This window comes from Candidatus Thermoplasmatota archaeon (assembly GCA_018814355.1).
Classification (GTDB): Archaea; Thermoplasmatota; Thermoplasmata; order UBA10834; family UBA10834; genus COMBO-56-21.
Window position 1 is genome coordinate 1 of the sequence record JAHIZT010000061.1, and the last position, 14,826, is coordinate 14,826.

The 14,826-nt window shown below is 57.2% G+C and carries 10 protein-coding genes and 1 tRNA gene; 8 read left to right on the forward strand and 3 right to left on the reverse strand.

Translation table 11 applies throughout. The features are described 5' to 3' along the window. Positions 1-271 precede the first annotated feature (271 nt). Complete coding sequence (locus tag KJ653_04395; GenBank protein ID MBU0685072.1) at positions 272-490, reverse strand: hypothetical protein; 219 nt, start codon at positions 488-490, stop codon at positions 272-274. A 177-nt stretch (positions 491-667) separates the two neighbouring features. On the opposite strand from KJ653_04395, the gene KJ653_04400 reads away from it, so the two are divergent. Next, positions 668-1,537 carry a hypothetical protein gene (locus KJ653_04400; protein MBU0685073.1) on the forward strand — a complete coding sequence of 290 codons (870 nt, stop codon included), beginning with the start codon at positions 668-670 and terminating at the stop codon, positions 1,535-1,537. A gap of 678 nt (positions 1,538-2,215) precedes the next feature. Here KJ653_04400 and KJ653_04405 read toward each other — a convergent pair. Continuing rightward, a tRNA-Pro gene (locus KJ653_04405) sits at positions 2,216-2,289 on the reverse strand. A 242-nt stretch (positions 2,290-2,531) separates the two neighbouring features. Here KJ653_04405 and KJ653_04410 point away from each other — a divergent pair. From KJ653_04410 to KJ653_04440, 7 genes are all read left to right on the forward strand, one after another. After that, positions 2,532-3,215 carry a helix-turn-helix domain-containing protein gene (locus KJ653_04410; protein ID MBU0685074.1) on the forward strand — a complete coding sequence of 228 codons (684 nt, stop codon included), beginning with the start codon at positions 2,532-2,534 and terminating at the stop codon, positions 3,213-3,215. An 18-nt stretch (positions 3,216-3,233) separates the two neighbouring features. Continuing rightward, a complete protein-coding gene (locus KJ653_04415) occupies positions 3,234-4,286 on the forward strand; it encodes a hydroxymethylglutaryl-CoA synthase (protein ID MBU0685075.1) in 1,053 nt (350 codons plus the stop codon). 2 nt (positions 4,287-4,288) lie between these two features. Continuing rightward, positions 4,289-5,455: a thiolase domain-containing protein gene (locus KJ653_04420; protein ID MBU0685076.1), complete on the forward strand. Its 1,167-nt coding sequence runs from the start codon at positions 4,289-4,291 to the stop codon at positions 5,453-5,455. A gap of 1 nt (position 5,456) precedes the next feature. Next, positions 5,457-5,873 carry a Zn-ribbon domain-containing OB-fold protein gene (locus tag KJ653_04425; GenBank protein MBU0685077.1) on the forward strand — a complete coding sequence of 139 codons (417 nt, stop codon included), beginning with the start codon at positions 5,457-5,459 and terminating at the stop codon, positions 5,871-5,873. A 64-nt stretch (positions 5,874-5,937) separates the two neighbouring features. After that, a complete protein-coding gene (hutH, locus tag KJ653_04430; protein MBU0685078.1) occupies positions 5,938-7,491 on the forward strand; it encodes a histidine ammonia-lyase in 1,554 nt (517 codons plus the stop codon). Positions 7,492-7,550: 59 nt separating this feature from the next. After that, complete coding sequence (locus KJ653_04435; protein MBU0685079.1) at positions 7,551-8,945, forward strand: TldD/PmbA family protein; 1,395 nt, start codon at positions 7,551-7,553, stop codon at positions 8,943-8,945. An 8-nt stretch (positions 8,946-8,953) separates the two neighbouring features. Next, positions 8,954-10,309 carry a TldD/PmbA family protein gene (locus KJ653_04440; GenBank protein ID MBU0685080.1) on the forward strand — a complete coding sequence of 452 codons (1,356 nt, stop codon included), beginning with the start codon at positions 8,954-8,956 and terminating at the stop codon, positions 10,307-10,309. Here KJ653_04440 and KJ653_04445 read toward each other — a convergent pair. Next, positions 10,306-14,817 carry a hypothetical protein gene (locus KJ653_04445; protein ID MBU0685081.1) on the reverse strand — a complete coding sequence of 1,504 codons (4,512 nt, stop codon included), beginning with the start codon at positions 14,815-14,817 and terminating at the stop codon, positions 10,306-10,308. The two genes, KJ653_04440 and KJ653_04445, sit on opposite strands and share 4 nt — an antisense overlap. Positions 14,818-14,826: the final 9 nt, after the last annotated feature.

Here is a 14,826-nt window from a genome sequence, read left to right on the forward strand (position 1 = left end):
CGTCTACGTACATTCCCTTGTTATTCTCTTGTCGTTTCTCTTGTCGCCCTGTTATCGTTTTTCTTATCAATCTCTTGTTGCTTTTCTTGTGGTTTTCTTGCCAAATCTCTTGTTATTTTCTTGAGCCAGTGTTTTCGCATGACAAGGTGTTTTGCACAGTGACCGCCTATTTCAATCGGCATTGGAGCCTAATCGAGCGAAAAAAGAGGTTCTGACGAAGCGGGGGAGAGTTTCTTCAACAAAGAGACCAAAATTCGAGTAGGACCGACACCTACTCTTTCACCCTTCTCTTCCCCTCATCTGTTATCATCCACTGGTTCTGTCTGCCAACTCGCTTGCCCTTAATCAATCGCTCGACGAGCAACTTGTACAGATGGACCTGAGCGGTGTTCCAAGAGCAGCGGAGAGCCTTTGCTACCATCTCGGTTGTCACTGGCCAATCTTCCATGCGGAGGAACTTGAGGATCTTAAGGTCCGTCTGTTCTTTCATCTGTGATATCTCCTAGCAGTGTCTCTTGAGCATATGACGTATAGTGAAGGGAAATTTAATACTTGGTCTTATGATTACTCATATGTTTGGACATAATCAAGTGTCGGAGTCGCAGAGAGAGCCCGGGGATAACACTATCCCCCTGGCACATCAGGCGCGGAGGAAGAGGCGAGCAAGATGGACGTGACAGACAGAGCAACTAGAGGAAGACCTCTCTCGCAGACAGATTTACGCGAAGGTGGGAGCAGGAATCGTTCGAAGAACATAGCATTCGCCCACAACCGGGCCATGATTCTGGCAGTCCTCATGTCTCTTGTGTTCCCAATGATATCAATTCCTGCAGAGGTGGTGTCAGCAGCACAGACTACCGTGAACTACATCATGACAACAGAGGATCTCTTTCCGGAAATTCCGCGATTAGATGTCATAGTCCGGACCGACTGGAGCGTGCAGTATACCGCCAACGATGGATCAGGGGCACCAGGGACCTCTGTTTCCTATCCCGTTACGGCAACGGCCGGACCGGGTTCGATCACCGTCTGGTGGTGGTATAATGGTACGCTTATCCAGTACAGCAACAGTCGAACCATACCTCACAACGCCCCTATAGGTGACGAAGCAGACATTCCGCTTTACTCTGACGGCACCGTGACGATCTTGCTCACCATCCACGCTTCTATCGATGGCGTAATCACAAACACGGGTCCCGGATCGGTTTCCCCGACTTACGTTAGCTGGACTTCGTGGGGCACACAGACATCTCAAGTATCGATCAATTCGGACGCACAGGATGGCCAGACCATAGCTCTCTCCACAGTTACGTCGTATGCACAGACTCTGACCGTCACTGTCACAATCACCTTTCCATCCGAAAGTTTCACGAGTTCCCCGGTCAGCAAGATGGCTGCTGGTGATGCACCAATAATGAATAGTGTGACTGTGACCGGATCAATGATTCCGGAGTTCAACGTGGTACTGCCAGTAGCGTTTGTTGCAATGCTGGTACTACTTCTCTGCAATAGAGAGCGGAGGAAGGTATCTGGGTAATACCGTCCAATTCACGAAGTTGACCTCTTCATTGATAATGCGTATCTGGGCAAGACTTTGAACAGAGTATGTAAAGGATTTCGACTGCCTAACTCCGACTCCACCTAATTCCCCGACCTTCTCTTCCCTCCGTATATGCGGGTCTACGCCCGGCCTCAAGCCCACTGGATTCTTCCGACCAATAGTGAAGATCCGCAATTCGTTGCAGGAACGAATCTTTCGCAAAGAGAGTAACGGAAGACGTTTGGGCACGTTCTCTTACAAAACTCAGAACCTCATTGTTAGAATTAGACCAGTATCGGGAATTCAAATCCCACGGTGCCCGCCTTCAGTTCAAATTGACTGAAAGGGCTTTCTGACATTTCTGGCTCTTGATGGGTTCGAGTCCCTTCGGGCCCAACACCGCAGTCTAGGAGCCAGCCTGTATCATCCTGCGGCCAATCTCACTAACATCCAGCCGGTATTCCAGATTCAAACACGGCTCACTATGCCGCCGACTGCGGTCTGATCCCCTAGATTTGTTGATCAGCAACCAAGACTGGGGCAGAAGGCGACCCAATCGGGGTAGGTCATAAACAAAAGGGAAGAGGCGGGACACGCCTCTTCAATCTAGAGGTTTGGTGCATTCTCCTCGAAATCCAATCCTCGCTGATTAGAAATGAGCCAGAAGGTCAAAAGTGGGGTAGGCCGGATTTGAACCGACGGTCACGTGGTCCCGAACCACGGATCATACCAAGCTAGACCACTACCCCATGATGTCAGGACTCTTGGGGATAGAAGGGCCTCCTTATTAATCCTAACTCGCTCGCCCGTGCTCCATCCAAGGTCATAGAATTGCTTTGCTCTCACATGATGTTAAATGGAGAAGGACGGTCCTGCTTGTCATGCGAAATCGTGGCCAAGAAAACACGCATCCTTACGAGCCAGATGTAATCGTCTTTTGTCGATAATCATGTACGACAAATTTAAATATCGACAATCTTCTCCTACGCTCATGCGGGACCAAGTCCGAGAGAAGATCGCAGGGGAGATTTGCCTTTCCGACGAGCCCGGCAAGACCATCCGAAAGTGGAGAGAACAGTTCAACATTTCTCAACAGGAGCTTTCGAAGCACCTTGGCGTCTCTCCTTCTGTGATAAGCGACTACGAAGCGGGGAGGAGGAAGTCTCCCGGCATCGTGACCGTCAGGAAGATCGTAGACGCGTTGCTCGACATCGACGAGAAGACCGGCGGGAGCATTATCAAGCAGTATTCGCTCGCCGCCAAGACCGACTCCATTATCTCCATAAAGGAGTTCGCCGTCGAAGTCCTCGCATCCGACCTCGTCAACAAGATCGAAGGCGAGAACCTCACACCTGCAATATCCTTGGACAAGCACATCCACGGCTACACTGTAATAGACAGTGTCAGGGCCATCACATCTCTTAGCTCGTTCGATTATCTCAAGATCTACGGCTGGAGTAGCCAGAGGGCGCTGGTGTTCACCGGCGTCCGGTTCGGCCGGTCGCCCATGATAGCCATCCGGGCGCACCCGCTCAAGCCAGCCATGGTCGTCTACCAGAAACCTGAGCAGGTGGACGAGCTCGCCATACGCTTGGCGGAGCTCGAAGGCATACCGTTGATTAGGACTCAGCTCGCGGTGAGCGAACTCGTCGAGGATCTCCACTCGCTGGGCTGACCTGAAGGGGACATCCGCATGAAAGTCGGAATCGTTAGTTATGGAGCGTACATCCCGCGCTACAGGATAACGCCCGAGGAGATCGGCAAGGTCTGGGGCGTCGATGGGAAGTCCATGAGCAAGGGCCTGATGATAAACTGCAAGTCGGTCCCGTCGCCCGACGAGGACACGATAACCATCTCGGTCGAGGCGGCCAGGAACATGATGAAGAGGTGCAGCGTGAATCCGCAGGACATCGGAGCTATCTATGTTGGTTCCGAGTCACACCCGTACGCTGTCAAGCCGACGGGGACGATCGTCGCCGAGGCGATAGACGCCGCGCCGCATCTGACCGTCGCGGACTTCGAGTTCGCGTGCAAGGCAGGGACCGCTGCCATCCAGGCATGCATGGGTCTCGTCGGCTCGGGCATGGTGAAGTACGGGGTGGCCATTGGCGCTGACACGTCCCAGGGAGCCCCCGGGGACGCGCTCGAATACTCCGCGTCCGCTGGTGGGGCTGCATTCCTGATCGGTTCTGAGAAGATGATCGCCACGCTCGAGCACACATACTCGTACACCACCGATACACCCGACTTCTGGAGGCGAGAGGGCCAGATGTATCCGAGGCATGGCGGCCGGTTCACCGGCGAGCCGGCGTACTTCAAGCATGTCGTGAGCGGCGCCAAAGGACTCATGGAGAGGACCGGGACGACCGCAAAGGATTACACATATGCCGTCTTCCACCAGCCGAACGGCAAGTTCCCGACCAGAGTCGCGAAGCAGTTGGGGTTTGCTGATCCACAGATCATGACCGGGCTGCTGGCCCCAATGATTGGCAACACCTACTCAGGCGCTGTGCCTCTAGGTCTGGCCGCAATCCTGGACGAGGCCAAGCCGGGCGACCGGATATGCGCAGTCGCGTACGGTTCCGGAGCGGGCTCTGACGCCTTCGATATCAAGGTCACGGACGAGATCGAGCACTTCCAGCGCTCGAGAGCACCGACGGTCAAGCAGCTTAACGACAACCTGAAGTTCCTGGACTACGCGACCTACGCGAAGTTCAGGGGCAAGATCACCCTGGGGAGTGAGTGAAGATGAGACGAGTCGCAGTCATAGGCATCGGGGCCACCGAGTTCGGCGAGCTCTGGGACGAGTCGTTCAGAGACATGGGTATACAGGCCGGTCTCGCAGCCGTCGCTGACGCTAACATCTCCGCGGACAGGATCGACGCCCTGTACGTTGGCAACATGTCCGCCGGGAGGTTCATCGAGCAGGAGCACATAGGCGCCTTGATAGCAGACTACACTGGCCTCGCGAGGGATCACATACCCGCCACGAGGGTCGAGGCCGCGGGCGCTTCTGGGGGCCTTGCGCTGAGGCAGGGTTTCATGGCCGTCGCATCCGGCCTCCATGACATAGTCGTCGTCGGAGGCGCCGAGAAGATGACCGATGTGAGCGACCTCGAATCGGCCATGATACAGTCCTCAGCAGCTGACCAGGAATGGGAGACCGTGCTCGGGGCAACATTCCCCGCTCTGCACGCGCTCATCGCCAAGAGGCATATGCACGAGTTCGGAACCACCAGAGAGCAGCTGGCGGATGTCGCTGTCAAGAACCACAAGCACGGTTCTCTGAACCCGAAGGCCCAGTTCCAGAGGGAGATCACCAGGGAGACCGTTCTCGGCTCGCCATTAGTGTCGTCTCCGCTAAGAGTCTTCGACTGCGCCCCGAGCTCGGACGGCGCTGCAGCCGTGGTCCTGTGTCCACTGGACATTGCCAAGAAGTTCACTGAGATCCCGGTCGAGATCGTCGGCTCGGGCCAGGCGAGCGACACACTTTCTCTCCACGACCGGAAGGACATCTGCACGATGGAGGCTACAAAGGTGGCCGCAAAGCGCGCGTTCACCATGGCCAACCTGACCACGAAGGATGTGGATGTTGCCGAGATCCACGATAACTTCACGATAAGCGAGATACTGGCTATCGAGGACCTCGGGTTCTTCAAGAAGGGCGAGGGCGGCAAGGCCACGGAGGCCGGACTAACGGGCCTCGAGGGCGAGATAGCCGTCAACACATCCGGTGGCTTGAAGGCCAGAGGCGACCCGATCGGCGCGACCGGGCTCGCTCAGACGGTCGAGATAGTGGCCCAGCTCAGGGGCAAGGCGGACAAGAGACAGGTCAAGGATGCGATGGTAGGACTTGCTCACAACGTGGGCGGGACCGGCGCGACCGTGGTCGTGCATCTCTTCAGGAGGGCTTGAGATGGCGACGGCACCGAGGTTCTGGAGGGAGAACGAGAGCAGGTACAACCTCATGGGCATCAAGTGCAACAGCTGCGGAAGGCACTTCTTCCCGCCGAGGGCGATATGCCCGGTCTGCCACAGGAAGAGCGTGGGTAAGATAGAACGCGTGAAGCTGAAGGGAGAGGGCAAGATATTCTCCTTCACCGAGGTCCAGGATGGCCTCGAGGAACTCAATCTGCAGAAGCCGTACATAGTCGCCATGGTAGAGCTGGACGAGGGCGCGAGGGTCACGGGCCAGATCATCGACTGCGACGCGTGCGACATCAGCATAGGCACGCCCGTCAGGGCCACTCTGAGGAAGCTCAGCGAGGAGGGTCCGTCCGGAGTCATCCACTACGGCTACAAGTTCGTGCCTATAAGAGAGAAAGCTCCTTAATAGCCGCCATCAACTTCAGGTATGACTAGGCGGATACGCGCTCCGAACAAGTTGGCGGTCTTGCATGACGGATCCAGGTAATCGTTCAAAGGACGTCGTCAGATTGGATGGCGACAGCCTGACTGTGGAGAAGGTCGTTCGAGTTGCACGCGAGTTTGCCAAGGTGGAGCTCGCGCCTGCTGCCAGGGACCGGATGGCCAAGTCCAGGAAGGCGCTCGAGAAGCTTGTTGAGGACGGCAGGACCATCTATGCGATAAACACGGGCGTGGGCGAGCTCGTGGATGTCAGGATCCCGCCAGAAGAGCTGAAGAACCTCCAGGTCAACCTTATCAGAAGCCACGCCTGCGGCGTGGGAGAGCGATATCCAGTCGAGATAGCGAGGGCGATGATGCTCCTCCGGGCGAACGCGCTCGCGAAAGGGTATTCAGGCGTGAGGCCAGACATCGTCAGAATGCTCGTCGACATGCTCAACCGCAGAGTGCACCCGATGGTGCCAAGGCAAGGCTCTGTTGGCGCGAGCGGCGACCTGGTGATGCTCGCGCACCTCGGCCTTGTTATGATCGGCGAGGGTGAGGCGGACGCAGGCCACGGTCTGGAAGCCGGAGCAAGCGCGCTGAAGAGGAAGAAACTATCCCCCGTTTCGCTCGAGCCCAAGGAGGCGATCTCGCTCATCAACGGAACGCAGGCCATGGGTGCTGTGGGCGTCCTGACAGTCAAGGATGCTGCAGTCATCGCAGACAACGCCCAGATAGCCGCCTCCATGTCCCTCGAGGCGTTGAAAGGGACATCCTCTGCCTTCGACCTGAGGATATCACAGGTCAGGCCTCACAAGGGCCAGCTCCATGTTTCCAGGAACATGCTCTCGCTACTCCAAGGGAGCGAGATCATGGTCTCTCACCACGACTGCCCGAAGGTCCAGGACGCGTATTCTCTGCGTTGTGTTCCTCAGGTCATCGGCGCCAGCATTGATGCCATCTGGTACGCTCATGACGTCCTTGGCGTCGAGATGAACTCCGCCACGGACAATCCCCTCTTCTTCCCTGATGATGGCATGGTCATATCCGGCGGCAACTTCCACGGACAACCGCTGGCTCTTGCGATGGACTTCCTTGGACTTGCGGTCCACGAGCTCGGAAGCTTTTCCGAGAGAAGGACCGCCCGGATGGTGGACGACAAGCTGAGCGGTCTGCCGGCGTTTTTGACCAGGCATGGAGGAGTGAGTTCTGGCCTAATGGTGCCCCAGTACGTGGCGGCGTCCATAGTCTCCGAGAACAAGATCCTCGTGCATCCAGCCTCCGCAGATTCCATTCCCACGAGCGCCAACCAGGAGGACCACAATAGCATGGGCGCGACAGCTGCTTGGAAGGCCCGCATTATAGCCGAGAATGTCAGACGTGTGATCGCGATCGAGATGATCACGGCAGCACAGGGCATCGATTTCATACATCTATCAAGCAGCCCCGCAATCGAGAAGGTAAAAGGGGCACTTCGCCGGGAAGTCCCACCTATCGAGGAGGACAGGTCTTTGACCAGGGAGATCGAGAAGGTTGCGGATATGATCTCGCAGGGCGTCTTCGTCCAGGCCGCCGAGAGCGCCTGTGGATTCCTGCGTGCGTGAGGCGATAGGTACTTGGAACCGATTGCTCTTGACTTGCTGAACTATCACTAGGTGGACACATGGAAGATCTCGCGGAAGCCACGATCGAACACGCGCTGAAGTTGGGCGCCGAGTTCGCCGACCTCAGGATGGAGTCTGCCACAGGCACGAACATCGTCGTCATGGACGGCAGGACGAAGACCCTCTCCGCCCAGCGCGAGTCTGGTTGCGGTCTGCGCGCATTCATTGGGGGCGCATGGGGCTTCGCATCGACCAATACTTTGACATCAGCTTCATTGAAGGCCGCGGCCGCCTCCGCCGTCAAGATGGCGAAGGTCGCCCGGGCCAAGGCAAAGATCAAGTTCGAAATAAAGCATGCGAGCGGCATCAGGAAGGGAGAGGAGTACAGGTGCAGGATCAGGCCGATGGATGTCAGAATCGAAGACAAGATCTCGTTCGCTCTCTCCCAGGACAAGGCCATGCGTGGAATGGATCCGAGGATCTCGAGCACCAACGCGAGTTACGCCGACCTCGAGGCTGACCGTATCGTGGCGAACTCCTTCGGGACGATGGCACGGATAACCGAACGCTGGCTCGTGGCCGCATGCTCGGCGTATGCGAAGTCGGAGGGCGTCGTTCAGCGTGGCCACTCAGCGTCGGGAAATGTTGGCGGATATGAGCTCATGAAGAAGGAGGAGTCAGTTAACATGGGGCTCGAAGCAGCCGCTCAGGCGTTGCGTCTTTTGGAGTCTAAGCCCGTCCCTGCGGGCAAGTTCACGGTAGTCCTGGACAACAAGATGACCGGACTGGTGGCCCACGAGGCCTTCGGCCACGCGTGCGAGGCGGACGCGGTCCTGGCGGGCGCCTCGGTGCTTGAGGGAAAGGTCGGTCGGAAGGTCGCCAATGAAGGCGTCAGCCTTATCGATGATCCAACCATCAAGGACACCTTCGGCTACTTCTCCATAGACTGGGAAGGAGTCAAGGCAAAGAAGCATGTGCTCATAGAGAACGGTGTACTGAAGGGTTTCATGCACAACCTCGAATCGAGTAGCCGGATGGATGAGGAGCCGAACGGCGCAGCACGCGCTCAGGCCTTCAACAACACCCCCATCATCCGCATGAGCAACACGTACATCGAGGGCGGAGACTGGAAAAAGGACGAGCTGTTTGAGGGCATCAAACGCGGCATGCTGATCCAGGGAAGCCAGTACGGCTATGTAGAGCCCGCCAAGGGCCAGTTCATGTTCAAGGGCGACGAGGCATATGAGATAAAGAACGGAGAGATAGGACAGCGGCACAGAGATGCGTCCATCTCCGGCGTGATCATGGATGTCCTCCGCAATGTCGAGGGCATCGGGAACGATTTCATGCTAGGTGATCCGGGCTACTGCGGCAAGTCGGGCCAGTCGGCGAGGACCACGGATGGCGGGCCTCACCTGCGAATCGCCAACATGGTCGTGGGAGGCCTCGCCTGAGGAGTGATATGATGGTCGACATGGTAGATCTTGCTGAGAAGGTGGTTCGATACGTCATGAGGCTCGGGCCGTCCGATTGCGACGTCCTGGTGGCGGATTCCAAGCACGTGTCTGCGGAGATAGAGAAGAGCTCGATGAAACAGGCGAACACGATGACCGACCCGGGTGTGGCTGTGAGGGCGTTCAAGGAAGGATGCCCCGGATTCTCCCATTGCACTGGCCATGATTGGCCTTCAGTCAAGAAGGCAGCAGACCTGGCAGTCTCTCAAGCCAAAGCTGGTACGCCTGATCCGGACTTCCACGGACTCCCGGAGAAGAAGAGACAGTCAAAAGTCAAGGGCCTGTTCGATTCGAAGGTATCACAGCTCGAGCCGGACGAGATAGTCGGCATGGCCATAACACTGGCGGATTGGGCGGGAGACGACAAGAGGATCTCGTCGGTGAACGCGAGCGTGGGCGCCGGGTACGGCACGCTCGCATTCGCGAATAGCCGCGGCATCACGGGTTCTCAGAAGTTCTCATCCTTCGATATGAGCTCAGAAGCCGTTGCCAGGTCAGGTTCCAGAATGTTCTCTGGGGTGGACATGGGGTGGACCCGACAGCTCGATAGGACCCTGTTCGAGAAAGTAGGGAGGAGCGCGATGGAGCACGCCATCAGGGGCCTCAAGCAGACGAAGATCGATACTGGCGACCTCCCGGTTGTCTGGGATCCGTTGGCTATCGGTTTCGTCCTCTCGACGGCGATAGGTGGAGGAGCGAACGCCGAGAGCGTGCAGCGCAAGAGGAGCTATCTTTCCGGCCGCCTTGGAGAGAAGATCGGCTCGGAGTCGCTCACGATCGTCGATGACCCGACTGTCGATTGGGCCGTCGGAAGCTATGCTTTTGACGGCGAGGGTACTCCCGCCTTCGCCAAGCAATTGGTCGAGAAGGGCGAGCTCAAGTCCTATCTACATGACAGTTATACCGCAGGCAAAGACTCGGTCGAGAGCACAGGCAATTCCTCGAGAGGAGGCATCATGTGGAGCTTCAGGAGGCCGCCGTCGATCTCCAGCTCGAACCTGGTAGTTGCAGAAGGCGACTCCAGCATACAGGAGATGCTTGATGAGACAAGGAAGGGAGTCTATCTGCGCCTGACCTACGACTATCCGAACCTTGCGACGGGCGAGTTCTCAGGACTCATGATGGAGAGCTTCAGGATCGACAAGGGCGAGCTGGGCGAATCCATCCAACAGGCCACGATTGGAGTCGGCCTGCTGGAGCTGTTCTCGCGAATAGACATGGTGGGTGACGAATCGAGGGATGTCTTCGGGGTCAAGACGCCTGCCATCAGGATTTCGAAGGCGAAGGTCGCGGGTTCCCGCTAGAATGAGTACTTCTGCCCGCATACCGGGCACTCGCTGGTCCTCTTGGCGCATGAAAGGTGCAGCTGGCCGCCGCATCTGCAGGTGACGATGTCGAAGCCGGGTTTTATCCTGCCCTGGCATGAGATGCATCTCGTTGTCTCCGATGCTCTGCCGAGCTTGAAAGGCGGGCCCGCGGGGAACACATTGACGCTGTCCTCTATCTCGAAGGTCTGTGGTCTGCCGTCGAACTGCCTCTTGCTCGTCAGCATCACCTTGATGGGCACGTTGCCGCTCGACTTCGGCACGATCTTGACCTTCAGCTGGTGCTCGGCGCTCGGTTTGAGATTAGCGACCATTCCTGCATCGACGACCTCGAAATCCCCGATGACCTCCACCGAGATGTCCTTGGCGAGGGCCTTCCCTGTGTTCTTGATGTCGATCTTGAGCTCGCTCTCGACCGCCTCCTGAAGGCCTGTCGCCGAAACGCTACCCGTGATGTCTGCCGAGTATGCCTCCATTAGCTCCTTTGCCGTGTCCAGAGCCTCTGCGACGAGCTCTATCGCGGAGTCGTAATCCTTCTCCTTCTCGATCTCGGCCATCGCGATCAGCCGCTCGGGCTCCCTTTTGGAGAACCCGTATCTTCCAAGGTTCTCCATGGCGCTCTCAGCGGCTATGGATATGTCCAGGTACTTCTTGTAAGAGTCTTCTAGGCCCATCGTCTTGCGGTCAGCGTCCATCAGGAGCTGGAACGCCCCCTCGATGTCCTCCTTCTCATGTGCCTTCCTCGCATCTCCCACAATCTTCTCCACCATTGTGACCGATGCCCCGAACTTCCTAAGTCCCTCGGTCTTGCCCTGGACATCGTCTATCAGGCTCGAGATCTTCTTGGATATCAGCGAGATGCTGTTGTCCTTGCATGCGAGTGCCTGCTGGTACGCGAAATCCCAGAGCTTCTCCGAAAACGAAGTGTTCGCCACCTCGAGCAGGTCCTCGGCGGACTTGGTGTTTATCCCCATGGACTTGGCCTTCGCGATCATCAGCCTGTTCTGCTCCATGATGTTCTTTATGGAGTCCTCGAAGATCGACTCGGCTTTGGCCGTCGCCCGCTTGAGCGCGTCCCTGCTCTTGGCGAACTCGTGGGCCGTCAGGTAGTCCTGGGCCATGTCAAGCATCTCATCGCACTCTGATGTGTCGATCCGGACCCTCTTGAGCCTCTCGATGCGTTCCCTCGCCGCGCTCAGTTCGATCCTGCAGCTGTCTAGGTTCTCTCCGATAAGCTGCAGTTCATCGCCGCTCTCTATGGCTGCGGTCATCGCATCGACATACTTGCCCTCCGAGAGCAACCTCTCGGCCTTCTCCACGGATTCGGTCAGACGGTCGGTCTTCCTGCCTTCGTCCGCTGCGTCCGAGAGCTTCCTGCGGGCCATCTCGACCGCTCTGGTGCTGATGTCGCGCTGCAGCTCCGCGCGCTCCATCTCGGTCTCGCACTTCATGGCGAGCTTCAGTGAATCTTGGTATCTGGTTTCATTGTACGCCTGGGTGCCCTCTGCTACATATCTCTCCGCCATCCCGAGCTGGAGCCCCTGTGAAGCGGACTTCTCGATCCGTTCCTTCAGTTTCTCGAGCGTTCCCCAGATCCTCGACTTGGTAACCTCGGAGGATGCCTCTGAGGACTTCCTCGCGAGCTCCAGGGCGATGGCGTACTGGTGCCTCGTGAGCGCCTCGACGGCATGCTCGAGGAATTCGCGTGCGCGTCCGACATCCATGTCCAGGGTCTCGGCATCCTTCAGGTTGTTCCTGGCGACCCTGATCTCGAGCGCAGCCTGGGAGCTCAGGTTCTTGACATGGTTGATGTCCTCTTTCGCGGAGGCTATGCATCTGAGCGCCTCCACATAGTCTCCTGTCCTTGCGAGTTCGCCTGCCTTTTCGCTGAGTTTCTCAGGTCCCAGCGTGTCTACTCCAACGTTCCTCGCATCGGTGAGCAGCCTCTGGAGGCTCCTAGTCATTTCGGATATGGAGGTGGAGATTGTCCGTCTGGCGAGATCGTCGCATTCCTTGGCCGTGGCGAGGGCTTGGTCGTAGTTCTTCGTTTTCATGAAATCCTTTGCCTTGCCCAGGAGCTTCGACGCGGCCTCGGCTTCTATCCCGTGCATCTGCGCCAGATCTATGTTCTCCTTCGAGCTCAAGATGAGCCTCGCGGCCAGGTACATTTCGAGGCTCTTCTCCGTTTCTGCCATCACCTCGTCCAAAAGATTCTCCGCATCGTCGATCCTGCCCTCCGAGAACTTGCTCCGGGCTTGGTCGAGCCTGCGCACCAGGGAGGTCACGTCAGCCCTGGTCTTGCCGGCCTCGGAGATCAGCTCCTCAGTTCTGCGGATCTTGTCCTTGACCTGGTCGAATCTCCCTATCTCCTTCTGGAGGGACAGCTTGGTGCCCCGTATGGATTTGAAAGCCTCGCCGAAGTCATGCTCCTCGGCCTTGTGGATGGCCTCTTTGAGCTGTGACTTCGCCTCGTCTATGTCAATACCGACGGTCTTGGCCTCCTCGAGCGAATCCTTGATCGCCGAGAACTCCGTCTGGACCAGCTTGCTCATCATGTCGTCTGAGCTCTGGATGATCTCCCTTGCGTGGGCCATAGCGTCCTCATAGACCCTCTTCGAGAGAGCATCATTGGCACGCGTGAGGAGTATCTCGACATCCGAGGGGTCGCCTTCCATCGACCGAATCATCTCGATCTTCGAGGTCGCGGTCGCGATCAGCTTGTCGCACTCTACCTGGCCTATAGTCTCGATCCTGCGGGTTACCTGTTTCAGGAGGGCCTGCGCCTTGTCGAACTCCGAAGAGGCGATGTGCTGCCTGGCTTGCGTGATGGTCTCGCTCAGCTCCGAGAGCGCATCATCGCTTGTGTATCCCTTCACGAACTGGTCGATGTTCTGGAGTCGGTCGCTCATGACCCTTGTCATGGCGGCATTCGCGGCCTCCTTGCTCGATTTCGCCAGGTTGACACTCTCCATCATGTCGTCCTTGGACATGCTGTCGAGCGCCCTCTGTAGGATTCCCTCTGCCTCGGCGATGTCGGCTCCGATCTCCTTTGAGAGTTTCAGGGCCTTGTCTGCGATGTCGATCTCCTTCATGGTCCTGTCGTATGTCAGCTTCTTTGTTACGGTGAGACCGTTCGAGGTGGCCTCTGCGGTCTTATCGTAGTTCTTGTCCTCGAAGTTTTTCCTGGCATCCATCAGGATTACTTTGACCTTCGTTGTGTCCGCGCCGAGGTCAGATGCGAACTTCACCGCCTTTGCGAGCTCGACGACATCGTCCCTGGCCTCGTAGAACATCTCCAGTGCGGTGTCCACCTCCTTCCAGCTCTGCTCGGCATAGCTCATTGCATCCTCGAACTTCCCGAGCTTCAGGTTGTCCCTCGCAGTGTTGAGTAGCAGGATGGCCTTGGTCATATCCACGCCGACCTTCTTGGCCAGCACGAACCTGTCTCTGGCTTTCGAGATGACCTCCAGGACCGAATCGAACTCCGCTCTGTGCATCTTCTCGTGTGCAGTGTTCAGAGCGTGGAGCGCCTCGATGTACTTCTTATCCTTGAGCGCGTTGACTGCCTGGTCGAGGAGCTGCTGGGGGACTGTGACGTCCTCCTTCGCGTTCTTCATCTTCTTGATCGCTTCCCTCGTTTCCCTGGCGAGATCCTGGAATCTGGTAGTGATGGCGCTCTCCCCGTCAGTCTCGGCCTTCTTGGCGTACGAGAGAGATTCCTTGAACTTGAGCGCTGCAAGTGCGGATTTGGATTTGTCAGTGTGTGACTTGACCCGAGACATGTCCGCCCCTAGCTCTTCCCCGGCCGAGATCAGCTCCTCGGCCTTCGATACGGCGGAATTGACCTGCGACTTCAGGTCCTCCCCAGCGCCTTCGAGGACCTCCTTGATATCCGTCATGCAGGCTTCGTATTCCTGGGATTCGAGAGCACTCTTCGCCCTGGCCAGCTGGTCGTCGAAGATCGTCACATCGTTTCCGAATTCCTTGGCCTGCATGATCGTCTCCTGGGCCTGCGAGAACAACTTGGAGAAGACCTCGTGGAAAGTCCGTTCGGAAGCGTCGTAGGCGCTCTTGGCGAGCTTCATCGCCCCCTCGAGGTCGTCGGCGACTACTCTCTCCTTGCTCTTCTCGAGCATGTCGTGAGCCGCCTTCGACTCGTTGCCAGTTCCTTGGACGAGGTTTATGAGTCCATCAACAGAATCAGCGACATCGCCTATCCTTCGCAGGTAGGCTCCCTTGGCCAGCTCCATCCCCTTCCTGGAATGTGCGATCGCGGACTGGTAGTCTTTAGAAGCGATCGCCGCCTCGAAATCCCTCTGCGGTTTCTCGACCTCGCTGAGATTGACATCGCTGTCCTTGCATCTCTCCAAGAACTTCTGAAGAGAGTCATGCTCTTTCTCTGCGACCTCTTTGTTCTTGGTCGCCTCCTTAGCTCTCTCCTCTAGCTGCTTTGCTAATTGGAGGCTCTTCAGGTAGTTTCCCGCCAAGGTACACCA